Genomic DNA, 25,577 nt, shown 5'->3' with positions numbered 1-25,577 from the left:
AATTATCGCAATATTCAAACGCAGAATAGTGAACCTTTAAAAAATTACTATTCCAAAACAATTTTCCAACCAAAAACTATAAAATTTCTCAATATCTACAAAAAGTCATAATCAAAAAACCCCAATCCCTTTAAAGGAATTGAGGATTTCATAGTATATAATTTTAAACAGTTTTATATCAATCTAGCAATTTCTCATAACTCACGCAAGAATTGCTTCAATCCGTTCCGTAGTTTCTTCCGTTAAAGTAATCCCGCTTGCCTTGACATTCTCTTCAACCTGCTCTGGTCTGGTTGCCCCGATTAAAGCACTGGCCACATTCGGCTGCCTTAATACCCACGCTAATGCCAGTTGGGACACGGAGATGTCCAACGAATTTGCAACTTCCTCAAGTTTAGCTACTTTTTGCAGCACATCATCCTGTAATACGGAATCCATGAATCTATTAGCCTTCGGGTCTGTTGCGCGGCTCCCTTCCGGCAGGTTTTCACGGCTTTTATATTTACCCGTCAGCACTCCTTGGGCAAGCGGAGAAAATACAATCTGGCTGATGCCATTTGCTTCGCTGAACGGAATGATTTCCGACTCTATTTTACGGTTTAGCATATTGTAGGCAGGCTGGTTGACCACAATCCGGTCGAGCAAATACTTATCCGCTGTCCCGAGGCCAAGCTGAATTTGCTGGGCTGTCCATTCACTTACCCCTACATATAAAACCTTCCCCTGGCGAACCAAATCATCGATTGTCCGCAGTGTTTCATCAATTGGTGTTTCCGGGTCATATCTGTGGCAATAGTAAATATCTACATAATCCATTTTCAGGCGCTTTAAGCTTGCATGCAGCTGCTCAATGATATGCTTTCTGGACAGTCCTTTGTCGTTCGGGCCGTCCCCCATCTGTCCGAATACCTTTGTTGCCAGTACAAAGGATTCACGCGGATATTTGCCCAGTGCTTCTCCGACAACCTTTTCTGCTTCGCCTCTGGCATACACATTGGCGGTATCGAAGGAGTTGATGCCTAATTCGTATGCTGTTTCAATTGTGCTGGCAGCTGTATCGTTTTCTGTGGAATTTCCGTATGTAAGCCAGCTTCCCAAACTAATCTCACTAACCTTTATCCCTGTCCGTCCCAGTTTTCTATACTTCATGCCATCCCCACTTTCAGCTCTATTTTTTCGTTAAACATCAGTTTATCGATACTAGTCTTCAACAACAAGTCCATAATACTAAATGCTGATTTTTCTGACAACAAAATACCCTTTGGGATAAGCTACGCCTGTGCTGTAACGGGATGCTTGAAATAAGCTGGAAATGTTACATCGTCTTTCGACTTTACAAATAAAACCTCTGTTCCACGAAACGGCACAATTTCATATTTTGAAGGGTCTTCTGGTGTAAAATGCAGAATTGCCTGCCTCGTATCCTCTGAAACGAAGGCTCGTAAAATGGTCTCCAAATCAATATTTGTACTGGAGACCATATCGAAGAGATGTAGTTGGTCACCAGCTTCTTTACAAAAAACAAGCGTATCTTGCTGCTCCAGATAATACATATCTTCAGGGAAAACGTATATGGAATAAAACATCAACAGTTCAGCAGTATTAACTGTCCCAAAGGTTTGAGATCCCGGCATTCTCCTTAAAGCAAGATCATATATTAGCCGTTGATCCTTATCAACCGAACCATTAAGCTTTCGGAACCCTTTTTTCTTACCCGGAGCTTGTTTTACATCCATAATGTACTGGCTTTCTTGTGCCTGCTTAAATCCAAACTTAGGGTAAAAATCCAAAACCGTATCGTTTGCAAACAGATACATAAGATCCACATTTCTATACTCCTCCAGCACAATTTCCATTAATCTTTTGGACAAACCCTGATTCCTATATGCGGGGTCGGTCATTACTGTTCCAAGCTGGATGCCTGTCTTTTTTTCTCCATTTATAAGTAAATCAATCAGGTTAACTGAAACATTTGCAACCACTTTGTCGCCATATGTAAAAGAGAATGGTATATACTTGTCTGTCCAATAACCCTTTTGATACCACTCTTCAAAGCTGATACCAAATACACTGCCTGCAAGCCCATTAAAACTCTCTCTTAATTTTTCATTCTCCTGAAATCCTTTAATAAATCTTAACTCATCATTCATTTATCTTCCCCCGATCCCCTGTCCGTCTCCGTCATTACGTGTAACAGCTTCTCGACCCAATTCCTGGAATTGCTTCACTTCTCCTAATGTAAATTCACTATAGTATTTATCGGTGATTATGCAATCAACATCATTGTATCTCGTAAAAAACAAGGTGCTTTTATCATTAAGAACTGCAAATAACTCTCTCCTCAAATAATAGTCCTTTTCAAGCCGTCCGGCCATCTGGCTTACCGGGCTTGGCGAAAAAGATAGCCTTTCCTAAAGTTGATTAATGGTTACTGTTATCCCGTCTCACAGTTTGATAATAAAAAAAGCTGCTTGGTGCCCATTCACCTTTTCCATCAGGGCAAAGGCTTCCTTGACATAAACCCTTTTTTCTATCGTGAAATTTTAAATACATAATATATACGCTATCCATATTGTAAATAATTTCAAGAAAAAAAGGAACCTTCTGGAGGTTCCCTTTCCAGGCATTATCTTATTGCTGTCGACAATGCCGATGTTTCAGCTCTTTTTTTTCTTCCGTACATATGACCCCCGAAAATTTCTTTGTTTATTTGACCAGCATTGGCACTACACGCTGCCCGATAGCTTCAATAAGCTCCTTTGGAATTGGGAAGTTGATAGCTGCCGGATCTGAAGCTACCGCAGGTGTCGCCTTTTGCAGGCTTTCTTCCGAGATATTGTATTGTGAGAAATCAGAAGGAAGGCCAGTCTTGGACTGCAGCTCCCTGATTTTCTCCACAGCTTTTGCTAGTAGCACTTTCGGATCTTCCGTATCCTCCTTAATTCCAAAAGCCTCTGCCAGCGGTTTTGCCTTAGGTAAATACAGGTCAGGGATATATTCCATGACGATCGGCAAAAATACGGCATTTGCCAAACCATGCGGTATTCTAAACATCGCTCCGTATGCATGTGCAAGGTTATGGACAGGGATGGCATTTAACGCAAAACTGAACGCCGTGATTCCCATCAGGCTCGCCTGCAGCATTTCCATTCTTGCCTTTACATTGGAACCATCACTTACGGCAATCGGCAGATTTTGATTGATCAGGCGAATTGCATGCAGGGCATACGAATCGGTCAGTGAAGTTGCAGTAGGAGACGCAAGTGCCTCAATGGCATGCGTCAGGGCATCCATTCCGGTAAAAGCCGTGATAAGCGGCGGCAGCCCGACAGTCAGATCCGGATCAAGGATAGCCGTATCTGCAGCAATGAACGGATTGATGATATTCGTTTTTAACTTGATTTCTTCATTGTAAATAACAGCAATCGGCGATACTTCAGAACCAGTGCCAGCAGTAGTCGGAATTGATATATGCGGGATCGGTATATGCTGTGCCTCCGGGAAAGACTCGGCGACAAACCCGCCTGGAATGGCTTCATTTATATCCGTCAATCCTTTGAATAATGAGTATTTCACTCCCTTTACTGTATCAAGGACACTTCCTCCGCCAAGCGCAAGCAATGCATCCGCGCCTACCTCCCGGGCATACCTTGTTGCCGCATTGACGCAGCTGCTTTCTGCATCCTGTTTAATATCAACAAAAGTACCGACGAGTTCAGGACCAGATCCGTGCGGCGTAAGGCTGAATATTTGTGCTACCTTTTCCACCACACCAGCCTTCTCCAAGCCTCTGTCACTAAAAAGGACGACACGCTTTGCCCCCATTCCCTTGAATATATCAGGCACTAATGCTCTTGTATTCGAACCAGTGTGAATGGCTGTTCGCAGCCAGTAACTGGACATTGTCGTTGATAACATAACGTTCACCCCTCACTAAAATTATGATTGATTTGTATTTGAAAATAGTAGCTGATACCAGGTTTTGCGATGTGCCTCCGGAACCATTGAAGTATGGACATGCTTGAGCTGGGTATAGGCATCAAGCGAATGCCTGCCCATCTCCCGGCCTATGCCGCTCTGCTTATAACCTCCGAAAGGGGCGTCATTTCGAAGCATATGCCAGTCATTGATCCAGACCACACCTGCCTGAAGCTTTCGTGCGGCATCGTACGCTTTATTGACATCCCTTGTCCACACTCCTGCAGCAAGGCCATAGATGGTATCGTTAGCCATCTCGATCGCTTCATCAATATTGGAGTACCTGATTACGGAAAGCACAGGTCCGAATATTTCTTCCCTTGCTATTTTCATATCATTTGTTACATTGGTGAAAATGGTAGGCTCGATAAAATGGCCGTTCTCACAGCCCTCGACAGTAATTTCATTTCCCCCGCAAACTAAGGTTGCGCCATCGCGTTTGGCATCTTCAATATAGGCTAAAATGCTCTCCTTCTGCTTTTTGGATATAACAGGACCAACATCAGTAGCCAAATCCAGTGGATTTCCTGGCTTTAGTGTCTTCGTCAGGGAGACAAGCCGGTCGACAATTTCATCATGCAGCTTGTCCGGAACAAACAGGCGTGTGCCGGATTCGCAAAGCTGTCCTGAATGTAAGAAGACCCCAAATAAGCTTCCTGGCACAGCGATATCAAGGTCGGCATCTTCCAGAATGATATTAGGCGACTTTCCGCCAAGCTCGAGGGTCGTATTCTTGATTGTTCCAGCAGCAAGAGCCATAATGCTCCGGCCGACTTCGGTCGACCCCGTAAAGGCCACCTTGTCCACTTTCGGATGGCGAACCAGCGCCTCTCCTACTTCTGCACCCGGTCCTGTGACAACGTTTATAACGCCTGGCGGGACAAATTTGGAAATGATCTCTGCCAATTTCAGAGTCGTTAATGGTGTAAAGCTTGCCGGTTTAATGACACCCGTATTTCCCATGGCCAGTGCAGGGGCAATCTTCCAGGTCGCAATCAGCATCGGCATATTCCATGGAGTAATGGCTGCACATACTCCGATTGGCTCCCTCCAGATAAAGTTATGCGCAGGTCCTGGAAAGGGTGGGGAGGGAAGCGTTTCAGAGAATGGATATTCCTTTACAAATTTCGCCATTGTGTTGAATAGGTCAACCATCTGTAAGACATCATTGGAAGACACTCTGCGCACGGTTCCTCCGCTTGAAATTGTTTCTAGATATACAAGCTCTTCCGCATGCTCGGCAATGCCATGTCCAATCGCATTCAGCACCTTGGCGCGTTCCTTTGGTTTCATGTTCTTCCAATCAGTCTTGTCGAAAGCATCTCTTGCCGCCTTGATTGCCAGTTCCACATCTTCTTCGCCAGCCCTGGCCACCCTGGCTACTACATTACCTGTTGCTGGGTTGAAAACCTCAAAGGTTTCACCGCTCTTCGCCTGCTGCCATTCTCCATTTATAAATAATGGGAACGTTTGAACCTCTACTTGAACAGTCATTGTTATATCCTCCTTTTCCCTGTTAGACTACTCCCATTTCGCTTTCCTTCTGCTTGTATATTTCATCAATCTTTTTTCCTTGTGACCTTGCGAGGATTTCCATTCGAACCGACAGCTGCTTCATCGTGAAATTCATGGTTTCTTCCACATCGTTGCCGAATGACGACCCATTGACGATCCCCTCCTGGTTAAGCTGGATTGCGAGGGGTGTCAATTCCTCCATCTTTGTCGCTACCATATCAAAAATATGTGGATGCTCACTGATCAAACGCTGAAGCAAGAAGGTTCCGTAAGCAATATGGCGTGACTCGTCCTTTTTCAATAAGCCAATGCCCTTTAAAAGATTTGGCATAGCCCCTATTTGCTCAAGTGATTGATAAAACGCATAATATCCGGTTTCAGCCAGTACACCTTCTACAAACATGTTGTAGACCGTAGAAGCCTCCGCCAGAGCTTCTGGTGTATGATCGTCCACAAGGCGTTCCATTGCAGCCGGAAGGATTTCGTTAAAAATGGTGTTATAGGTTGCAGTGTGGTAGCGGGAAAGGTCACCCTTTTCCCCAATGGCGTTCAACACCAGCCTGAAAAACTCAGTGTGCTTTGCTTCCTCGAATAAAAAGGTTGTCAAAAACATCTCTTCCTCAAGGCGCCCTTCTTTTGCGATTACCATCATCAACGGCAAAAGATCCCTTGTCACCGCTTCTTCTCCAGCCTGAAATTGTGAAATGAGCCGAAGAATATCATCCCGTTGTTCAGCGGTGAAATTCTGCCAATCATTTGCATCCTGGGTAAAATCAAAGTCTGAGGGATTCCAGACGCCAAAACGTTTCGCTTTCTGAAACAGCCTAAACGGCAGGGAATCCTCCAATAGACCTCTGCTGCTGGTGGTCAAAATCCTGTTCTCCATGCATACCCTCCTATGACAATTTAGCCCATTAAATTCACTAGATAAAATTGTAAGGGCTTTCAATATATTGTAAGATTTAAAAAACAGGCTATAAATCACTGAAAATGTAGGGAGGGAATTTGACGAAATATGGAACATAGTATGTACAAATATATAAAACGGGTGGCCGAGGTTACTGATTTACGGAAAAAAGCAGAACTTATGCTGCGGGGCTGCACTCATTATTTCCCATTCGATCGTGCTTTGCTGTTTACATACTCTCCTTTAAGCCATACGGGGGAAGGGATTTTTTTAATAGAAAAAGATAAATTGTATTCAATTGAAAATATTAAAGAAGATGTACGGCGAATTTTCCCTCTTCATCAGAGCCTGACCCGAAACAGGCCGGTATTTATTAACAGGGAGGAAATCATAGACTCCTTCCCTGCTAAATATGCAGAAAATCTCGAATCAACCCTTGCAATTGTCCCCATCAGCCTGTTGAAGATCGTTGTAGGCTTCGTTTTAGTAGACAAATATACTGGCGAATATCCATTTAGCAAAAACTATTTATCACTGCTGTCACACTATTTCACCTCACCATTCCTGCCTGCGCCTAAAGAAAACTCATTAAGCAAAAGAGAGACAGAAGTCCTTCAATACCTTGCCAATGGTTACTCCATTAAAGAAATGGCATCCATGATGTCCGTCAGTGCATTTACAGTAAGAGATTACCTCAGTTCAGTCGTCAGGAAGCTGGGTGTAAACCACCGAACCGAAGCAGTGGCTGTCGGCATGAGAAAAGGCATCATTTTATAAAAATACGGATACTTAAAGGCCGCTCTGTTTGTCAGTGCGGCCCTGTTTTCATACATTCCATTGTATTTACAATAATGATAAGCATTGGACTTCTAAGCTGCCTCGCATGCTGAACTCAATTAATTGCAGCCTATAGTCCGCTGCATCCACTGCCTTAGTTTGAATGTGCAAGGAGACGTCTGATCATCCTGATTTGCCCCCTGTGGCTGATTTCATCCTCCATAACATGAAACCAAAGCCAGTAGTTATTATAAGGAATTCCGTTATCCCATCTCTTTTCCGCAAACAGCCATTCATCGTGTTTCGATTTTAACAGCCTTATGGTATTTTCGCGTTGCGCAGCCAGCTCAGCTATGTAATAATCAAGAGGTTTATCTCTATATGTAAGACTTGCCTTCTCTCCTAACTCTAAAGCTGTCCCCCACTTCAAACGTTCTTTTTCATTAATATCCCTTTCTTCGAAAGAAATGATCTGGTGTACGAATTCAATGGAAGCAATATGGCATAGCAGTGCACCAATGGAGTTGGAGCTCTGATCAGGCATATAATCCAGCTCAAATTGGCTCAGATTTGCAATCTCACTCAAAGTGACCGACCTTGCATGTTCTAGCATGGATACAAGGGATCACAATGCTTCCGTAAAATTTTCCGTCTGGCGTATCCGGTAATCTATCATTTTCCTGCCCCCCTCGCATTTCACATAATAGATTATCTAAAAAACAGAGATAGAAAAAGACTGATATAAAATGGTTAATAATGGTATAATAAAAAATGGGCATACCGGATCTGGGTCTCCCATTTGTGCTTACAGCACCTCAAATAAAACAGTCAACACAGGACGGTTACCTTTGCTTCTCTTGACGAAAACCAAGTTCATACAGGGCCTGCTGCATGTTTGCCCGTGTCTTGACATCACCGATATGCACACCCAGATTAACGATGGTCTGAGCGATTTCTGGACGGATTCCTGTGATAATCGCCTGGATTCCTGTCATCTTTAACGCTGATATAATTTTGATAAACTCGTTAGCAACCATCGTATCTATAACAGGAACACCCGAGATATCCATGATAATCGTCTGTAAGCTTAATCTCGCACTCTCCGATAATGATGTTTCCATGATTAGCTGGGCACGGTTTGTATCGATTGCTCCCACAAGAGGGATAACCGCAATGCCAGTCGAAATCGGCACAACTGGGACCGATAATTCTTCAAGTGCCGAATAAGCGTGTTTCATTAATTCATTGCTATGGTTTTCATATACCTCTCCAATCGTACTGCACACTTTGTCGAGCAATGGATCTACTTTTTTAGAGACATCCAGCATCGTAATTGCAGCAAATTGATTCTTTTCCAGCTCTTCGGTAAACACTTCCCAAATCACAGTCCGGTAAAAAGAAACTGCTCTTAATGAGTCACTCAGAGAGACATTGTAACGAATGGCGAATTCAGCAGCCATGATCCCCCACTCGACAGCTTTTCCAACCATGGAATCCGTATCTTCATATAAGGCTTGCCCAAAATAACGAAGCAGTTCTGCCCTGTAATTAAGAAGTTCATCTATCGGCATTCCAGCTTCTTTCAATTTTACGCTATAAGCAGGGTCTATGGATTCAAATACCGCTTCAGCTAATTTAATGTGGTTGGTAACAATTTTCTCGCCTATATACCTTAATTCATGCTTCAATATACATTCCCCTTACCCCTTGATTTTGCTTATGCTTCTCTATCACTTGTTATACATCGTCTAGCGAAGTCAAAAGAATTCTCCAAAGTACCATAGTAAATTCTATATGTTTGCCTTATTTTCCTTCTGACATTATGTTAAACAATATGAGCAGAATGTGTAAGATTTGGAGGGAATCATCAACTTATGTCGTATTAAAAAGGTAGACTTCAATTTTGACTGGAGCGGATCAATGGTTATTGAAAAGCTATTGTTGCATATCCTTATTATCCTGATGCCCGTTTTTGCTTACAGTGCTATTTTTGAAAATAAAAAATATGCGGGGTCTCCTTATTTATGCGGTGTCCTGCAGAGCATGTCTGTAACCCTGTGCGTCATTTTCTCATTCTATGACCATGGCATTCATTGGGATCTTCGTTTCGCGCCGCTGGTTCTCGCCTTCTTGTATGGCGGTCCCATTGCAGGGACAATGGTTTTAGCGGCACATCTGGGGATTCTTATATTTATTAACGGAGACCATATTATATTCGAGTACATTAGTGCTTTACTGGTTGCAGCAATTTCTATTTTTTCCCTCAAGAAATTTTGGTCGTTTGAAAAAACGAAACGAATCAGGATTTCTGTATTGATCGGGATATGGCCTGCGGTCGTTATGCTTGTTTTGTTGGCAGTCCATTATACTGTAAATGACGTGTCCGTTTCCGATTTGAATGACATTTTACTAAACATAGCCGTATTCGGATTTATTCATATTCTTGCCATCTGGTTTGCAAGCATCCTAAATGAATCATTGATCGAGAGAGATAAAATGCAGCAGGAAATGTTGCGGGCAGAAAAACTAAACACACTGGGTGAGCTGGCAGCCTCAGTTGCCCATGAAATCAGAAATCCTTTGACCGTGGTAAAGGGCTTTTTGCAGATCATGCAGAAGGATGACAAAAATACAGATAAAAACCATCCGTACCTGCCATTGGTTTTAAGTGAACTGGGCAGGGCGGAGCATATCATCAATGACTACTTGAATTTTTCCAAGCCTCAGTTTAAAAAGCTAGAGGAAATACGATTATATGAAGTAATATCCGAAGTTTGCACCCTCCTCCAGCCCTTTGCTGTGAAAGCCGGCATTCAAATCGTTCGAGACCTGGAGAAAGATTTCATCCTGCATGCGGACCGCGACCAGATTAAGCAGGCTCTGATCAATATCATTAAGAACTCCATTGAAGCAACCGATTCAGGCGGAAGTATACTGATCTCCATGACATGCAGCCGGAACGAAGCAAACATATCAATAAGAGATACAGGAAAGGGCATGAGCACTGAGCAGCTGGAGCGAATAGGCACTTTATTCTACACAACAAAGGACAAAGGAACTGGTCTGGGCACCTCGGTCTCAAGAAGTATAATTGAAGCCATGGGCGGACAATTATTTTATACGAGTGTCCTTGGCCAAGGGACCGAAGCAAGTGTATTCTTGCCAGGAGAAGCCATACAGCCATGTGACACATAACAAAATAAGGGTCAGACCCCCTCTATCACATTAACCATAGTAAAGGGAGGCTGACCCAAAGAATGTATGCCATTTCTTTTATATGTATATAATTATTACTTGGAGCCTTGTTTCTGTGATATAGAGTCCCTTTCAATTATGATTTCTGTATATGTTTTTTGCCCATGCTGTCTTTCTACCTCCGGGAACCGCGCATCCTTCATTGGCTTTTCCTGCATTGCAAATAAAAAAATCCCATAAAAAGCACCGGTAAGCATCGCGATTGCAGTCAAACGCGATGTTATACGTTTAATAACAGCCTTATTCATCAATGTCATAATGCTCCTTAATAAATTTTTTCTCCTCTTCAGCAGACAATATGCCGGTAGCTTCACCAATTGTTCCTCCCTGCAGCTCCCAAATCGAGTTATGGTCTTCATCCACCGTTAAAAAATCATATTTGGCCCATTTATTCAAAATATTTTGGTACAGTTCTGCGTTTTCATATTTCGCTATATTCTTTTCCACTACAGCTGCCAACCGTTGAACACGCTGTTCTGTAAGCGGGATAAAGCCCCATTTATCCTCAGCAATGATTTTCTGATGTGTCATGCCATGGATCGCTTCCTGTATATCGAATTCCGGCATATCCATTGGGAATTCTTCTGCCAGATCAGTCTCTTCCGTTTCGATTACTTGAATAAATGATTCTCCCTTAGGATTTGTATCTTCCTTAACCGCGAGGGTCGGCTTTGCTTCTATATCCGTTTCACTTGCCATGAAAAAGAAATACAGGCCGGCCGATACAATAGCCAATAACACAATGCTGCCAGATATCCAGGCCAGTATTTTTAAGCTCCTCATGTTTAACTCCTTTCAGTAACCTAATTCTGTTTTTAGTAAAAACAATCTCATTCGTGCTTACAATGCATGATTCAAAGGGCCCGAACCGGGACGACAACCATTAAGTTGTTATATACTTCTCGAATACTGTTTTGAGTTCCTGCTTCGTTTGTCGAATCATCCAATTTTTACAAAAATATATGAAATCTAAAGAAGCACAAACAGACATTGACATTTATCAAGAATTAATTCTGAAAGCATTATATTTCTTTTCAAATTGAAAATTGTGGTGGAAAAGACAAAGGTTCACCTTCTGAATTCAAAAATTTATTATTTATGACTGAATTAACATTATGAAAAACATAGAAGATCTTTGCTAATGCAGGAATTCAGATCCAAAGCATTTTACTATAACGGAACATAAAAAATAAGGCTGATTATACCATCAATAGCCAGGTTTGATGGGGGGATTGGTACTGTCCTGTTCAGGTAACATGAAAGACGCCAGCAAACATTGAAGCAAATAAAAAAGGCCAAAGCGTGCTCTGATCACGTTTTAGCCTTATTGCCCCTACAATGCGCCTTTACAGGGTAAGCGGGAAGACTGGAATCCTATTTTCAGTAGTGTAAAAAGTTAAACGAGGTTTAATACTATAATTCAAGAAATATAGCTTCGTTCTAATGTTCAAAAGTACTGCACGGTCAGACTATTCCCAGATCAGTTACACGATATATCCGATGCCATTCTCTAATTCTTGCTTCATTTGTTTCTTCATATCATTGGTAATGTTATCAAAGGTCCAATTCTCGTCATATGTCGGCCTAGCGGACATTCTACTGCCATGTTTTTGGATATACTCGCTCGTTGGACAAATGATGGTTGCCGGATTTCCGCCAACAACTGTGTTATCCGGTATATCTTTGGATATTACACTGCCGGCACCAATGATTACATTATTTCCAACTTGGACATTCGGTAAAATAACGCTGCCGGCACCAATAAACACATTATTGCCAATGATGACTTTCCCTATCTTCGTATATCCCAGATGCATTTTTGTACTTGCATCATGTGCTAATATATGTACCCTGGGAGCAAGAGTAACATTGTCTCCAATTTTTATAAGCCAGCAATGTGAAGGATCGATAATACATTGAGCCTGTCTCTGGAAATTTTCTCCCACTGTCAATCCATACTTTACCAGAGTTTCTGTGGATGCCTCTCCTCTAAATCTATCAATGATCCTCTTTAACATAACACACACCCCGCTTACATTTTTTGTAAATAACTATATATGAATCAATCAGAATTGTCGACAGTTTTATGGATTTTTAAGAGAGCTGTAATATTTATAATGTTGCATTCTAAGGAGTAAAAATTTGCATTAAGCAGCACAGCTAAATGTCGGTGGTTACCCGACAAAACGTCAGTAGAAAAGTTGACATATATTTATGTTGGAAACGAGGAAACCTGTGTGGGACTCAGAAAGGCTGCCTGGTACACTGCTACAGAAAAACTTAAAACTCTACCTAATAATGGGCGACACCATTCCAGGGAAGCGTGCCTGGTTTAATAAGAAATCTGATCGAATAATATAAGGTGGAAAGAACTATGAAACTATGAATTTGAGGAACCATAAATTTACCCACTTCTTGACTCACAATCCATACACTTTTCAAATTTGTATTAGTGACATCATCCCAGAAACCTGTTCTGAAAAAGAAACTGATGGTGAACGTCTTTGGATCCGAGTATTATTGAAAAGGGTATTTATTTTTCCAAATTCCTGCACAACCGCTGGGATAGCCGCTTTTAGTCGGTAGGTATTATCCATGTCACAGGGAACGATCATACATCTTTGTCCTAAATCCTCAATTTCCTTTTTACAGCGTCATTTTCCACATTTCGCTGAAGCAATGCTATGGATGCACCTGGCTTCTGCCGCAGCTATAGACATTGCTCTTCCAATCCCTCTTGTAACACCGATAATAGCAGCCACTTTTCCAACTAATCTAAACATTTCTTTATTCACCTTATATAAAATGTACTTAAATTGGTATACAGAAAAACGTAAGCGCTATAAAATTTTAATAACAACAGTACTGTCCTATTCAGGTAAAATAAGCACGCCCTTTAATGCCCTACAGGGACGGCGATGACCACGTGGTTGGCCAGCTTCTTTTGCATGCTGATACAAGTTTAATTTATGTCGGTAAGGGAAAGATATTGATAAAAGTGTTGACGGGGGATTGTTATGGCTGCAACTGCAAATATTGGAGACAAAATCATTTTTCAAGGCAAGATCGAGGGAGTAGTTCGCAAAGTAAATGAAAACTCTGTGATTGTAGGCATTACAAAAAATCCAACTGACATAGTATTCAATGGTGATGTTACAGTGGTAAACCATAAGAATTATAAAATTGTAAAGTAGGAAACCTATAGCAAAAGGCTTCAAGAAAACACAAACCCCTTTGTTCAAGTATTCTGAACAAAGGGGTTTTATTCTGCAACCATATGCTGGTCACAAGGATTTCATACCCTGGCTGCAATAACCCTTCAAATCCCGATTACAGCTCCGAAAAGAGGAACAGCTTTATTCAATACACAGATTCATAAAAAATAATGGTTATGCCTCTCCTGCTATTACGCTGATGCCCGACTGTGGAATTAGACTTATACATTTGATTTTAATGTGTTTTCTCAAACATAGGCCACATATATTTTTAGATTTCTATAAACAGCTCATCGCTCATATGATATTTAAGGGGACCTTTTGTTAACAAATTCCGATCATCTTAGGGGGACTTACAATGAGCTGGTATTTTAAAGTTTTGCAGAATTATGCAGGGTTTCAGGGGAGGGCGCGTCGTAAGGAATATTGGATGTTTGTTCTCATAAATGTAATTATCTCATTTGTTCTATCGATTTTGCAGACCATCTTGGATATAGAATCCTGGTTGACTTCGTTATACTCTTTAGCCATACTGTTGCCTTCCATAGCTGTTACGGCACGGAGACTTCATGATACCGGGAGAACTGGATGGTGGCAATTAATTGCACTTATTCCGCTGATTGGTGCTATAATCCTCATTGTTTTTTTGGTTCATGACAGTGACGCGCATGATAATAAATATGGCCCCCTGCCTAAAATTTAGCCACTGGAAACCGCCTGTCAATGCTGGCGGTTTTTTTGTACTTCATCAAATACTCCATTTTGCAAAATTAAGCCCCTCTATAAGGTCCTTTTCGATTATATATACTCCAACTCCATACTCAGAAAGTTTTTCAATCCCTTTGGCCAAAAGATTCTTTCGCAAGCTACATGTACTTTGTATTAAAGAGTGATCGAAGGTTGCGAATATGTATTTCTTCATAGAATCAAATATAAAGGATATTAGACAAACGTTACAGGAAGGGAGATTGCTTAACGCTCTAACAGAATTAACGACAAAAAAGCCTTTCTCCTACTCGGAGTTCCATGTGTCTTATTATGTTTTCTTCGATGTTTAAATTCATATATATACGACATCGTCTCCTACTTGTTTTCCCTCAATTCTAATATAAGGGAATCGGCATTGACAGAACATTGTATATGCACCTAAAAAACCCTATCCTAGAAAAATAGGGTTTGTCAGCGTTTCTGAGGCATTCAAATCTAAGAGTGCCTCTTCATTTTAGAATTATTTTTCTAAACGTAAGTATTCCAGTGCACGTGCAGCATTTTCTCTTGCTGCTTCAACTGCATCGGCTGCAGATAAAGCAACTGCAATTCGGCGGCCAACACTTGTTACTGGTTTTCCAAATACACGAAGCTGTATGTTAGGTAATCCCAGCGCTTGGTCAAATCCGCCTATTGAGTATTCAGTTAATTCATCCCCTGCTTTTAAGGGCCGGCTCGCTCCGGGTGTATTCAGAGTAATTTCAGGGATAGGAAAACCTAAAACGGCTCGGACATGTAAGGCAAATTCAGAAAGATTTTGCGTGACAAGGGTGACTAAACCAGTATCATGCGGGCGTGGAGATACCTCACTGAAATAGACTTTATCTTGAGAAAGGAAAAGCTCTACTCCAAATACTCCATATCCTCCAAGCTCATCAGTAATGGCCTGGGCAATTCTCTTCGCCTCTTTAATCTGTTGTTCTGTCATATCATGAGGTTGCCAGGATTCAATATAATCTCCTTCCTTCTGAATGTGACCAATCGGAGGACAAAACATTGTCCCATTGACCGCACGAACAGTAAGAAGGGTAATTTCCGAATCAAACCGAATAAATTCTTCGATGATGACCCTTCCGTTTTGCACCCTTCCACCCTCCATCGCTACTTTCCAACATTTCTCCAGCTCATCTTCGGATTGGCATACACTCTGTCCTTTACCTGAAGAACTCATGAGAGGCTTAACAACGCATGGAAACCCAATTTCTCTGGCAGCTTTAACAAATTCTTTATATGTATCTGCAAAGCGATAATTAGCCGTAGGAAGCTTTAGAGTTTCAGCGGCTAATCGTCTTATACCCTCACGATCCATTGTTAATTTAACCGCACGAGCAGTTGGTATTACATTGAAGCCTTCTTCTTCCAGCTTAATAAGTTCAGATGTGGCAATGGCCTCAATTTCCGGCACAATTATATCAGGTTTCTCTTTCTCGACAATATCCCTGATTTGCTTTGGGTCAAGCATATCAATCACATAGCTCTTGTGCGCCACCTGCATGGCGGGAGCATTTCCATATCGATCGACAGCAATTGTCTCGATACCAAGACGCTGAGCTTCAATCACGACCTCTTTTCCTAATTCACCTGATCCTAATAATAAAACTTTTTTCGTTTTATACATATAACCGCTCCTCCCCAGTCTATTCAAAATCATTATAAACGAACATTACATTAAGTTAAATATAACTTTATTCGTTTTTTTACATTTTATAAAGTATCTATAAATATAATTTTAAGAACAATACAGTTTATTGCCGCACAATAAATAAAAATGAATGATGGTTACTCGATACATTTCTTCAGAAGATACTTAGCCATTCTAGCCATTAATTAAAGAGTAAATGGGTCCAAGGGTTTTATTTCATAAAATAAAGATCCAAAATTACTTTTTGGCAAGGGATCGGCTAGGGTCATCACGATGAGTGAAACATGGGGGCTGCAATAAATACTTCTTGCTGGTGGTTGGATATGAGGCTGCTGCTCTTCTCATGGGGCTCGCCACCTTGACGATCGTCCATTATAAACAAGGTGAAGAAGATAATGGGGGAAGACGTATAATCTGAATAATGCATGAGGAATAGAAAAAAGGGATTCAATATCCTTTAAGGCATCGAATCCCTTTGTTCAAATAAAAAATACTTTATTTAGATTGGTGGCTAGCTCCAGCTATCTGGTTTCTGCTGCATTCGAAACACCAACAGGTCGAACAGGCAGGGCTTATTACCGGCCGCTCGCGCTTTCTTTAATTTATAACTTCCTCGCCAGTCAGTTCAATATGTCCTTCTCCCCACTTGCACATGGCATCCAGGATTGGACGAAGGGACCAGCCATAGTCGGTTAGTGAGTATACGACTTTTGGAGGAACCTGGTCAAAGACGGTCCGATTCACAACGCCATCTCCTTCAAGCTCCCTAAGCTGCTGGGTCAGCATTTTTTGCGTAATGCCAGGCATAAGCTTTTTCAGTTCGCTTGTCCTTTTTTCTCCCTTGATCAAATGGCACATGATGACCACTTTCCACTTCCCCCCGATGACTTCAAGCGTGGCTTCTACTGGAATATTGTATGCCATTTTTCTTCCTCCACTATATCAATAGGCACCATAAGGCATCTATGGTACTTCAAAGTACGTACTGTTCATTTTAAGTCCTTTTTCATAATAACAAACACCTTGCAAAAAGAAAACCACAGGCACTAAAAAGTACCTACAGCACTTTAAAGTGCGTACTTCTCTTTTTGTCCTGTGTATTCCATAATAGCCAGGTGCCGGCGTAATACATGTATGGGCCCGATTACGCTGTGTCGCAGTTTGTTTTAATTTTCCATCGGGAGGACCTTAAATAATGAGTTCACAAGCAATAGATGTTAAAGCTAAAGGGAAGACTCCGGCATTACTGGCATTAGCCATAAGCGCATTCGGAATCGGTACGACGGAATTTGTCCCCGTAGGCTTATTGTCTTCCTTAGCTGGAGACTTAAATATTTCCATTACTTTGGCAGGCTTGCTGATTTCAGGGTATGCAATGGGAGTGGCTATTGGAGCTCCTATCCTGACAGCAATAACCAATAAAATGAACAGGAAATCTTTATTGATGCTCCTGATGATCGTTTTCATCATCGGGAACTCGGTCGCTGCCTTATCGACAAGCTTTGGATTATTGCTTGTCGCAAGGTTTGTAACGGCTTTTTCACACGGAGTGTTCTTCTCCATTGGCTCCACGATTGCCGCAGACCTTGTGCCCGAAAATAAACGGGCTAGCGCGATTGCTTTTATGTTTACGGGATTGACCGTTGCCACGGTAACCGGCGTTCCGCTTGGCACATTTATTGGCCAGGCATTCGGTTGGAGGGCAACTTTTTGGGCTGTGGCTTTTCTTGGAATCATAGCAGTCATCGGAAGTGCCATATTGGTACCTAATAACCTAAAACAAGCACCGGCATCTAAACTCGGCGATAACCTGAAAGTCTTGACCAATGGCCCTCTTTTAATGTCCTTCGCCATCACGGCTTTAGGATATGGGGGCACCTTTGTGGCATTCACGTATCTTGCTCCGATCCTGGAACAAATAACAGGCTTCGCTCCAAGCGCTGTAAGTGTCATTCTGCTTGTATACGGCATCGCCGTAGCTTTTGGAAACACGATTGGCGGCAAGGCAGCCGATAAAAACCCGTTACATGCTTTATTTTGGATGTTCGTAACCCAAGCCGTCATATTAATCATTCTTACATTCACAGCACCATTCAAGGCAGCAGGAATCATCACGATCTTTTTCCTTGGCTTATTCGCCTTTATGAATGTCCCCGGCCTGCAAATCTATGTGGTGCAGCTGGCTGAAAAGCATATGCCAGCGGCCGTGAATATCGCATCAGCCTTAAATATTGCTGCGTTTAATATAGGCATTGCCCTTGGAGCCTTTGTTGGGGGCATCATCGCAGATTCAATCGGGCTGATTCACACTCCATGGATAGGCGGGGTAATGGTCTTTGGAGCAGTCTTGCTTACCTCTTGGAGCCGTGCTTTGGATAAAAAACAAAATTGATGTGATAAATATTCTATTTCGTGTAAAACAAAACAATACAATATTCGTAAAAGGAGGAATTATAGTGATTAAGAATCTACAAGATACGACAACATTGCATAACGGGGTAAAGATGCCCTGGCTCGGGCTGGGTGTGTTCAAGGTTGAAGAAGGCCCGGACTTAATAAATGCTGTCAAAATAGCTATTAAACATGGATATCGCAGTATAGACACAGCAGCCATCTATCAGAACGAGGAGGGCGTCGGACAGGGAATCCGTGAAGGAATCCAGGAAGCAGGTATTTCCAGAGAAGATCTTTTTGTCACTTCAAAGGTCTGGAACACTGATCTAGGCTACGAATCAACATTATCGGCCTATGAGGGGAGCTTAAGTAAACTCGGACTTGAATACTTGGATTTATATCTGATCCACTGGCCGGTGGATGGGAAGTATAAAGAAGCTTACAGGGCAATAGAAACAATTTATAAGGAAGGACGGGTGAAAGCAATTGGAGTCAGTAATTTTCACATTCATCATCTCGAAGATTTGATGAAGGATGCAACGATTAAACCAATGGTCGATCAAGTGGAATACCATCCGCGCCTCACACAAAAAGAACTGCAGTCATATTGCCGGGAACATGGCATCCAGCTGGAAGCCTGGTCCCCTTTAATGCAGGGCGAGCTTCTGGATAATGAAATCCTTAAAGGTATCGCACAAAAATATAACAAGTCAGTTGCGCAGATTATATTGCGCTGGGATCTGCAAAATGAAGTGGTCACCATTCCCAAATCCATTAAGGAACATCGAATTATTGAGAATGCTACTGTTTTTGATTTTACATTATCCGTCGAAGACATGAAAGCGATAGATGGCATGAACGATAATCGCCGGGTAGGTCCGGATCCTGACAATTTTGATTTTTAATATACATGTAAAGCTCGTAGCCTGGATTACTTGGTAACCAGTGTTACGAGCTTTTATCATTCAGAAAAATATAATTCCCTGTTACAGAAAAGAAAGCAGCCCGTTTGAAGATATATTCAACGTTTACGAACTTTCTCTCTTACTTTCTTACCTGAGGTTTGTTTTCATTAAGCCAAATGTCAACCTGAATTAACCATCTTTCTCCTCGACTTGCAATGAAGTGGAAGGCGGTAAAGATAACAGCCTCACGTGTTCCTCATCATTTCAGCCAGTTTATATAGTTCCTTGTACTGCTGAATGCGATAGTTGCGTCCGCCCTTTTGTAAATACCCTTTATCGCAAAATTGTGCAAGCACATGCAATAAGTGTCGATAGGAGACGCCTAAATAATCACAAACAATTATGTGTTTTTCTCTATAAACTTCTTCATCGGCAGTTTGCAAAATAAAATCTGCAAGCCGGTTTTCAAGCGGGAAGGCGAGACTTTGCGAATATTTTGCCGCCATTTTAGTTGCTTTTACACTTAAAAACTTGGTTAGTTCACGTAGAAATGTCGCATCTTCGAGCAATTGTGCACGATAACGTGAAAAAGGAAGAGCAAAACAAGTGGTCTTCGTAGTGGTTTGGATCCCCTTTGTATAATACACCTCGTTTAATAATTCCATTTCCCCAATATAATCATTTGCGTTGATGAAATTAATCAGGGAAACTTTCCCGTTTTGATGCGTTACATAAATTTTTGCTTTTCCTTCAATTACATAAAATAAAAAATCCGGTCTCATGCCTTCTTGAATGATCCATTCACCAGGTTGATATTCATGCACTTCCATGAACTCTTCAATCGGAAAAGAAAATAAGTGTGCAATCGAGTTTTTCTCCAAATACCGGTGCTTTTTCTCCCTTTTATAACTTTCCATTATCCACCTCAAAAATATGAGATATCTCATATTATTGTACGTATCTTCATGATATCATGCAAACAATGGAGGGATACAGAATGAACACTCAACGCTGGATGAGCAAACAATTTTTTAGTTTTTTTATGACATGGGGTATTTTTCTGCCCTATTGGACAGGATGGATGATTCATACAAAAGGGATAACGGTTTCACAAGCCAGTTTGATCATGAGCTTGGGTTTAGTTGCAAGAGGTCTTTCTACATTAATTGCATTTCCTTACCTATCAGAGAAATTCAGCAGTAAAACTATCTTAAATGGGTCGGCAATCGGCACGTTAATTTCAATTATATGTTACATCCCTGCAAGTTCCTTTTCGAGCTTGCTTATTGTAACGTTATTTTTACATATTTTTTACCCAACGTTGATGCCTGCTTTAGATAGCGCTGCTGGCGTCCTAGTACAAAATAAACAATTAAGACATTACGGGAGAAGCCGCCAGTGGGGATCCATCGGCTTTGTCGTGAGCGGTATAATCCTGACCCTCTTTTCGGGGAGGTTTGGAGATGAAGTGATTTTATGGGCGATGTTGCTAGGTGCATTGGTATTCACGTGTCTTGGCCAAATGAACACACCTGCTGTATTATCCCAGAGGCCACAAGCGGATTTAACCAAAACAGGCGGCATGCTACAATTATTTAAAATCCCACACTTTGGCTTAGTGCTCATCATTGTAATTTTATTGCAAGCGGCACATGCTTCTTATTACAATTATGGCTACCTTTTTTTACAAGAAATCCATGCACCGAAATACTTGATTGGCGTGATTATTAACATTGCCGTATTGGCAGAAATCATTTTCTTTGCTATCGCAGATAGAAGATTTCAAAACTTTTCAGTTGGCTCCTTACTGGCGCTGGCTGCTCTTGGTTCATCCATAAGATGGATATTATTATTTGCCTTCCCGAATGTCACTGTTTTCTGTATCGCTCAAACATTGCATGCATGCTCATTTGCCATGGGGCATTATGCCTTTATGAAATACTTAATCAAAAATATTTCACCTAGGCAGATTCCTAAAGCACAAGGTATGTATTCAGCGCTCGCACTTAGCTGGAGCACTGCAGTATTTACGATTTTCGGCGGCTATTTATATGAAATCGAGCCAAGATACGCCTTTATCGGGATGATTATTTGTTCCATTCCATCCATGCTTCTTGCGTTTATTTACCAGAAATTAGAACTAAGAAGGAAAGACCTTTTTTCCAACGATGGAATTAAAGCTTAATCCCCTCTATCTGTATGGTGGAGTACTTAACGGTTAGGATCAGTTTAAGACTTGCCTTCTTTCAAGATGTATGACTGGTCCAAATTTAAATACAAGAATTAAAACACCCATGTCAAAACACATGCGTCAGGCTTTGCTGATCCATATAATTGGAAAACAGTAATTAAGTAAATTCTAATAAAGCTTGTATCCCAGATTACTTATTAATTAGGGATACAAGCTTTTATAATGCGTTGTTACTTCACCGAAAATATAATCAAAATGTTAAAAATAAAAAGCTGTCAGTTGTATGAAACTTCCTCTTTAGTTTCTTAACTGATTGTTTCGTTGTAATGAAGGCAAATGCCATTTATAGACGTATATCTTCTACCGTTAATCAACTGGCTTAAGGAACATGGATGCCATCATGTAGTGAGGAGAGTACAAGTACAATTGTGCTGGCTAGAAACATAATTTCAGTGATAAATATAAAAAACGACCAAAACGCTGATAAGCGCTTTAGCCGTTTTGATGACCATTGAGGGGCTCGAACCCCCGACCCCAATTTCAATTTTCGAATTATTCTTTTATTCAAGGTTTTGGATAACATGTGCGGGGGTCGATACGCCTGTGTAAGCTAATAGTTCAAACACGGTAATCATCCTTCTCTTTTGTATTTGTTGGGCAACTTGGACAAAAATTAGGCAAACCAAAAAGCCCTCGGTCAAAAGGGCTCTTTGGTTCAACTAATATTCCAAAGGGATGCGGGAACTTATACTAATGATATTGGCTTATTAGGGTCTTGATATAAAGCCTTTATTTTGTCATCAAAAACACCATAATTTTTAGCTAAAGCCTTTTTCTGGTCGAAAACAGCCTGTTCATTGTCAAATTCACCAATAAACACGAATCCAGCTACCTCTTTAATAAAATCGCTTGTGTCCTCTTCACTAAAATTTTCAGGGTCAATCAGATTCCCATCTAAGTCCCTGGCTTATTTTCCTTGTCCATCATAACCCTCTGGTCCATTGTTTTCACAGAAAGAGATTCAAAGATACCGCCTCCACGGACACAGGCAATGTGGAGTAATGACCGACGGATGGATTGAGGTCTAAATTGAAGGAAATTCCTAACTAATCGTTTTGGAGAACAAGGCTTCCTTACGGAACGACGTGGGAAAGGGAGTACGAGGAGACCCTCTTCCAAGCCCCTTTCCGCAGAGGAAAGGCTAAAGAAAGCAGAGGCTGTATCAAATTCCTGGAAGCTGGAGTGGACTTCCTAAAAAAGCTCGAAGAACTGGAAAGGCAGGCGTTGAAGAAGAATTAAGCCCTTTTATGATGAAATCTTAACTAAGCGTGAATCTTCCTTAGAATGTGTTAAAAAGGCACCTCCAACAAGAAATGCTCCACTTACTAAAAATACGGATAGTAAGCCCGCACCGCTCCCTATGATTCCAAATAATATAGGAGCCATTAATTGTGATATGCGATTGGTCGCTAATCTTAAACCTAATACTTCCCCTGTTTTGGATTGTGGGGAAGCATTATAGATCGTAGTCATGGATAAAGGCTGGCCGCATCCTAATCCAGCCCCCATAAGTACTGATAAAAACATCAGGAGAAGAATATTTGATGTGAATGGGATGATCGCAAAGGCAATGCCTGCTGCAAGAATTGATATCAAAAGTAATCTTTCACGCCCCATCCATGCAGTCAATCTTGCCAGAAAAAATCTTACTGGTACCATTGCCAGGCCTTGCAAGGCAATAATCCAGCCGATTTTGGAATCAGAGATATGCAGGGAAGCTGCATACAGCGGAAAGTAAGCTACAAATATATCCTTGGAATACAGGACTAAGGCACTTCCGGCCAAGGCTTTCCGAAGCACAGGTATTTTCAATAATTGTAGGGCACTGCCGGCTTCGGGAAGAGGGCCTGCTAATGATTTTTCTGTGATCACCGGAATCCAAACAGCAAAAACAATCGGAACTATGCCAATAATGGCAGCTGCGAAGAATGCAAATGAATAGGTAGTGTATTCGGCTAAATAACCGCCTATTATTGGACCGACAAATTGGGAGATCGCTACAACCATGCTAAAGATCCCAAAATAGTGGTCGCGATTCCCGTTCGTCGATATATTTCCCAGAACATTCTGCAGGGAAATAATGATAAAAATATGCGAAACACCGACAATAATTTGTGATACATAAAGGCTAACAATCGAGTGAAAAAAAAATGGAATCATGAATCCCAATGTGGCAAAGAGCATTCCTAATAGAATTGGAAGCCGGTCTCCCATTCGATCGGCAATTTTCCCGGCATGAATCGCCAATAATAAAGGAAAAAATGCGTACACCGCTGTTAAAGTCCCAACCTCCATTGTACTTGCCCCTAATTGACTCGCATACAACGGAAGCAATGGTCTAGTTAAATTGGTCATTAATTGAAAGAAAAAGAGAATTATTAAGACTACCTTCAATGTCAAAATCTATCATCCTCTATTACAGGATATCCGAAAGATTGATACCCAGATGCTTTGCCTCATTATGGAGACTGTCTCTTACTTCTATTGTTAAGGGTATTCCTGACTCCAGTCTTTCTATGGCTTTTCGTTCTTCAGGCTCGCCCGGGATTAAAATTTCCTCAAACCCTTGTGCTCTCGGAAGGGATTTCACTCGTGAAACAAAAGTATCCATACGATTTTCAAATTCTTCTTTCGAAATAAACAGATCTGGTTTGATCGCTATAAATAAATGTTCATCTCGTTCCATCATTTTGATTGAACAATCCTTTTAAATGAGTAATTGCTTTTTCCAGAAATTCCGGTGTACCAAAACTTCCGGATTTCAATACAATTAACATGGAGTGGTCTAATGTTAAGCCTGATGGTAATCCTGCTTCTATTTCTTCCAAGACATAGTTCCCTTTAATCCCCAAACGGCGACAAACGGTTCCGGAAGTATCCCCGCCAGCTACCACCAATCTTCTTAAACCTGTATTTTCTATAATTATTTGGGCAGCTTCCGCTAAGGCTGCTGAAATCATTTTACTTGTGTCCATTTCATTAAGCAGCAGCTGTTTACCCAACTTTTTTGTTTCATCTACGATTTCTTGTCTATGATCAGCCATTACCAGTGCATTGTTTCCGGATTTAATGATCGAAATAGCCTCTCGCGTTACTCGTTCAATTTCCGTTGCTTTTACCTGTTGATCAAAAACCTTACGAGAATCCAGGATGATTGCAGATGTTCCAATGTCCATTAAGTGGGCGGTCTGAGAGCGCGTTTGTGGGGTAAGACTTCCTGAGATGACTAATACACCATGGGGATCGTCAATGATTAGATCCTCTAGGGAAGTTTGAACAAGCTCCTTATTTATAAACGACGGCAATTCTTCTGCAATTGCCGAACTGCCACAAAGAATAGGCATATCATGAATGGCTTCTGCTAGGATGGCTAAATCGGATTGGTTCTCCGAATCGACAATGCAATATTGGCCGTATTCACGCTGTTTTTCTATTTCTTTACGCAGCTCGACGGGACCTTTTCTGACTATTTCCAAAGGTACCAAAGTTACTTTTCGCGCCGTTTGTTGCTGCAGGATTTCCACAAGGTTTGATTGTCGCATCGGATGCACCGGATCTTTGGCAAACTCCGATAACTCCAAAAGCCTTCCGTGCACCGTGTGAATCCCATTTATCGTTTTCCTTCCGTTTTTAGGGAAAGCTAAACTAATAACCGCAAAATCCTCATTTAAGGCATCTAACATCGCATCAAATTCTTTGCCGATATTCCCGCGAAATACAGAACAGGTTTTGTTGAAAAAGAGGGAACTTCCCAATTTTTGTAAAGTTTTTGTCGCATTAAAAACCTTATCATAGCTTTCTTCAGGGGAATCCAATCGGCTGTCCGTATCGATGATTAGTACATCCACATCAGCGCTAAAGTCCATTTGTTTATCAAAGGCTACCACTTTTGTTGAATAATGATTTTTACTGAACATAAGACCTATATCATTTGCACCGGTTGTATCATCTGCAACGACACCAATCATCC

General features: G+C 41.4%; 26 protein-coding genes and 1 pseudogene. 7 read left to right on the top strand and 20 right to left on the bottom strand.

Translation table 11 applies throughout. The annotated features are described in order from the left end of the window. Positions 1-201 precede the first annotated feature (201 nt). The 6 genes from V1500_RS06465 to V1500_RS06440 all read right to left on the bottom strand — a co-directional run bounded on the left by V1500_RS06465 (position 202) and on the right by V1500_RS06440 (position 6,379). Positions 202-1,149, bottom strand: a complete 948-nt coding sequence (locus V1500_RS06465; RefSeq protein WP_409304760.1) for an aldo/keto reductase family protein — start codon at positions 1,147-1,149, stop codon at positions 202-204. Between the two features lie 122 nt (positions 1,150-1,271). Further along, positions 1,272-2,150 carry a GNAT family N-acetyltransferase gene (locus V1500_RS06460; RefSeq protein WP_409304759.1) on the bottom strand — a complete coding sequence of 293 codons (879 nt, stop codon included), beginning with the start codon at positions 2,148-2,150 and terminating at the stop codon, positions 1,272-1,274. Further along, positions 2,151-2,345 carry a hypothetical protein gene (locus V1500_RS06455; RefSeq protein WP_409304758.1) on the bottom strand — a complete coding sequence of 65 codons (195 nt, stop codon included), beginning with the start codon at positions 2,343-2,345 and terminating at the stop codon, positions 2,151-2,153. It abuts the gene before it with no gap. A 361-nt stretch (positions 2,346-2,706) separates the two neighbouring features. Further along, on the bottom strand, positions 2,707-3,918 hold the full coding sequence (locus V1500_RS06450) for an iron-containing alcohol dehydrogenase (RefSeq protein WP_409304757.1): 1,212 nt from the start codon (positions 3,916-3,918) through the stop codon (positions 2,707-2,709). A gap of 21 nt (positions 3,919-3,939) precedes the next feature. Further along, entirely contained in the window at positions 3,940-5,472 is a 1,533-nt protein-coding gene (locus tag V1500_RS06445) for an aldehyde dehydrogenase family protein (protein WP_409304756.1), read from the bottom strand. A gap of 22 nt (positions 5,473-5,494) precedes the next feature. After that, positions 5,495-6,379 carry a R2-like ligand-binding oxidase gene (locus tag V1500_RS06440; RefSeq protein ID WP_409304755.1) on the bottom strand — a complete coding sequence of 295 codons (885 nt, stop codon included), beginning with the start codon at positions 6,377-6,379 and terminating at the stop codon, positions 5,495-5,497. Between the two features lie 129 nt (positions 6,380-6,508). On the opposite strand from V1500_RS06440, the gene V1500_RS06435 reads away from it, so the two are divergent. Continuing rightward, positions 6,509-7,177, top strand: coding sequence for a response regulator transcription factor (locus V1500_RS06435; RefSeq protein ID WP_409304754.1), 669 nt, complete (start codon positions 6,509-6,511; stop codon positions 7,175-7,177). Positions 7,178-7,331: 154 nt separating this feature from the next. Here V1500_RS06435 and V1500_RS06430 read toward each other — a convergent pair. Together V1500_RS06430 and V1500_RS06425 are read right to left on the bottom strand one after the other, a co-directional pair. Further along, positions 7,332-7,853 (bottom strand): annotated as a pseudogene (locus tag V1500_RS06430) (DinB family protein). A gap of 166 nt (positions 7,854-8,019) precedes the next feature. After that, positions 8,020-8,865 (bottom strand): STAS domain-containing protein, encoded by an 846-nt coding sequence (locus V1500_RS06425; RefSeq protein WP_409304753.1) that lies wholly within the window; start codon positions 8,863-8,865, stop codon positions 8,020-8,022. Positions 8,866-9,097: 232 nt separating this feature from the next. Here V1500_RS06425 and V1500_RS06420 point away from each other — a divergent pair, with 232 nt between their 5' ends. After that, the gene (locus tag V1500_RS06420) at positions 9,098-10,372 is read left to right on the top strand and encodes an ATP-binding protein (protein ID WP_409304752.1); all 1,275 of its coding nucleotides are present in this window, start codon (positions 9,098-9,100) and stop codon (positions 10,370-10,372) included. A 95-nt stretch (positions 10,373-10,467) separates the two neighbouring features. Here V1500_RS06420 and V1500_RS06415 read toward each other — a convergent pair whose 3' ends face one another. The 5 genes from V1500_RS06415 to V1500_RS06395 all read right to left on the bottom strand — a co-directional run bounded on the left by V1500_RS06415 (position 10,468) and on the right by V1500_RS06395 (position 13,215). Then, positions 10,468-10,683 (bottom strand): hypothetical protein, encoded by a 216-nt coding sequence (locus tag V1500_RS06415; RefSeq protein WP_409304751.1) that lies wholly within the window; start codon positions 10,681-10,683, stop codon positions 10,468-10,470. Further along, positions 10,673-11,215 carry a DUF6241 domain-containing protein gene (locus V1500_RS06410; RefSeq protein ID WP_409304750.1) on the bottom strand — a complete coding sequence of 181 codons (543 nt, stop codon included), beginning with the start codon at positions 11,213-11,215 and terminating at the stop codon, positions 10,673-10,675. Before V1500_RS06410 ends, V1500_RS06415 begins: the two co-directional genes overlap by 11 nt. Positions 11,216-11,916: 701 nt before the next feature. Further along, entirely contained in the window at positions 11,917-12,450 is a 534-nt protein-coding gene (locus V1500_RS06405; protein ID WP_409304749.1) for an acyltransferase, read from the bottom strand. Between the two features lie 420 nt (positions 12,451-12,870). Further along, entirely contained in the window at positions 12,871-13,029 is a 159-nt protein-coding gene (locus V1500_RS06400) for a hypothetical protein (RefSeq protein ID WP_409305932.1), read from the bottom strand. A gap of 57 nt (positions 13,030-13,086) precedes the next feature. Next, complete coding sequence (locus V1500_RS06395) at positions 13,087-13,215, bottom strand: hypothetical protein (protein ID WP_409304748.1); 129 nt, start codon at positions 13,213-13,215, stop codon at positions 13,087-13,089. A gap of 234 nt (positions 13,216-13,449) precedes the next feature. Between V1500_RS06395 and V1500_RS06390 the strand changes: the two genes are divergently transcribed. Both V1500_RS06390 and V1500_RS06385 read left to right on the top strand, forming a co-directional pair. Then, positions 13,450-13,626, top strand: coding sequence for a DUF2187 family protein (locus V1500_RS06390; RefSeq protein ID WP_409304747.1), 177 nt, complete (start codon positions 13,450-13,452; stop codon positions 13,624-13,626). Between the two features lie 379 nt (positions 13,627-14,005). Continuing rightward, complete coding sequence (locus V1500_RS06385; protein ID WP_409304746.1) at positions 14,006-14,350, top strand: DUF805 domain-containing protein; 345 nt, start codon at positions 14,006-14,008, stop codon at positions 14,348-14,350. A gap of 525 nt (positions 14,351-14,875) precedes the next feature. Here the strand turns inward: V1500_RS06385 and purT are convergent. Continuing rightward, a complete protein-coding gene (gene purT, locus V1500_RS06380) occupies positions 14,876-16,033 on the bottom strand; it encodes a phosphoribosylglycinamide formyltransferase 2 (RefSeq protein WP_409304745.1) in 1,158 nt (385 codons plus the stop codon). Positions 16,034-16,654: 621 nt separating this feature from the next. After that, on the bottom strand, positions 16,655-16,981 hold the full coding sequence (locus V1500_RS06375; RefSeq protein ID WP_409304744.1) for a winged helix-turn-helix transcriptional regulator: 327 nt from the start codon (positions 16,979-16,981) through the stop codon (positions 16,655-16,657). A 271-nt stretch (positions 16,982-17,252) separates the two neighbouring features. Here V1500_RS06375 and V1500_RS06370 point away from each other — a divergent pair, with 271 nt between their 5' ends. Then, a complete protein-coding gene (locus tag V1500_RS06370; protein WP_409304743.1) occupies positions 17,253-18,449 on the top strand; it encodes an MFS transporter in 1,197 nt (398 codons plus the stop codon). 64 nt (positions 18,450-18,513) lie between these two features. Further along, positions 18,514-19,356, top strand: a complete 843-nt coding sequence (locus V1500_RS06365) for an aldo/keto reductase (protein WP_409304742.1) — start codon at positions 18,514-18,516, stop codon at positions 19,354-19,356. Positions 19,357-19,601: 245 nt separating this feature from the next. On the opposite strand, the gene yeiL is transcribed toward V1500_RS06365, so the two are convergent. Next, positions 19,602-20,273, bottom strand: a complete 672-nt coding sequence (gene yeiL / locus V1500_RS06360; RefSeq protein WP_409304741.1) for a transcriptional regulator YeiL — start codon at positions 20,271-20,273, stop codon at positions 19,602-19,604. A gap of 80 nt (positions 20,274-20,353) precedes the next feature. Here yeiL and V1500_RS06355 point away from each other — a divergent pair, with 80 nt between their 5' ends. Next, positions 20,354-21,541, top strand: coding sequence for an MFS transporter (locus V1500_RS06355; RefSeq protein ID WP_409304740.1), 1,188 nt, complete (start codon positions 20,354-20,356; stop codon positions 21,539-21,541). Between the two features lie 751 nt (positions 21,542-22,292). Here V1500_RS06355 and V1500_RS06350 read toward each other — a convergent pair. From V1500_RS06350 to V1500_RS06335, 4 genes are all read right to left on the bottom strand, one after another. Continuing rightward, positions 22,293-22,427, bottom strand: coding sequence for a hypothetical protein (locus tag V1500_RS06350; protein ID WP_409304739.1), 135 nt, complete (start codon positions 22,425-22,427; stop codon positions 22,293-22,295). Positions 22,428-22,852: 425 nt separating this feature from the next. Next, on the bottom strand, positions 22,853-24,007 hold the full coding sequence (locus V1500_RS06345) for an MFS transporter (RefSeq protein ID WP_409304738.1): 1,155 nt from the start codon (positions 24,005-24,007) through the stop codon (positions 22,853-22,855). A 16-nt stretch (positions 24,008-24,023) separates the two neighbouring features. Next, a complete protein-coding gene (locus V1500_RS06340) occupies positions 24,024-24,296 on the bottom strand; it encodes an Ldh family oxidoreductase (RefSeq protein ID WP_409304737.1) in 273 nt (90 codons plus the stop codon). Next, entirely contained in the window at positions 24,280-25,575 is a 1,296-nt protein-coding gene (locus V1500_RS06335; RefSeq protein WP_409304736.1) for a four-carbon acid sugar kinase family protein, read from the bottom strand. The genes V1500_RS06340 and V1500_RS06335 overlap by 17 nt, the downstream gene beginning before the upstream one ends. Positions 25,576-25,577: the final 2 nt, after the last annotated feature.

This window comes from Peribacillus sedimenti (assembly GCF_046237635.1).
Taxonomy (GTDB): domain Bacteria; phylum Bacillota; class Bacilli; order Bacillales; family DSM-1321; genus Peribacillus; species Peribacillus sedimenti.
Note: the sequence above shows the minus strand (reverse complement) of the source record. Positions and strands in the feature narration are given on the sequence as shown.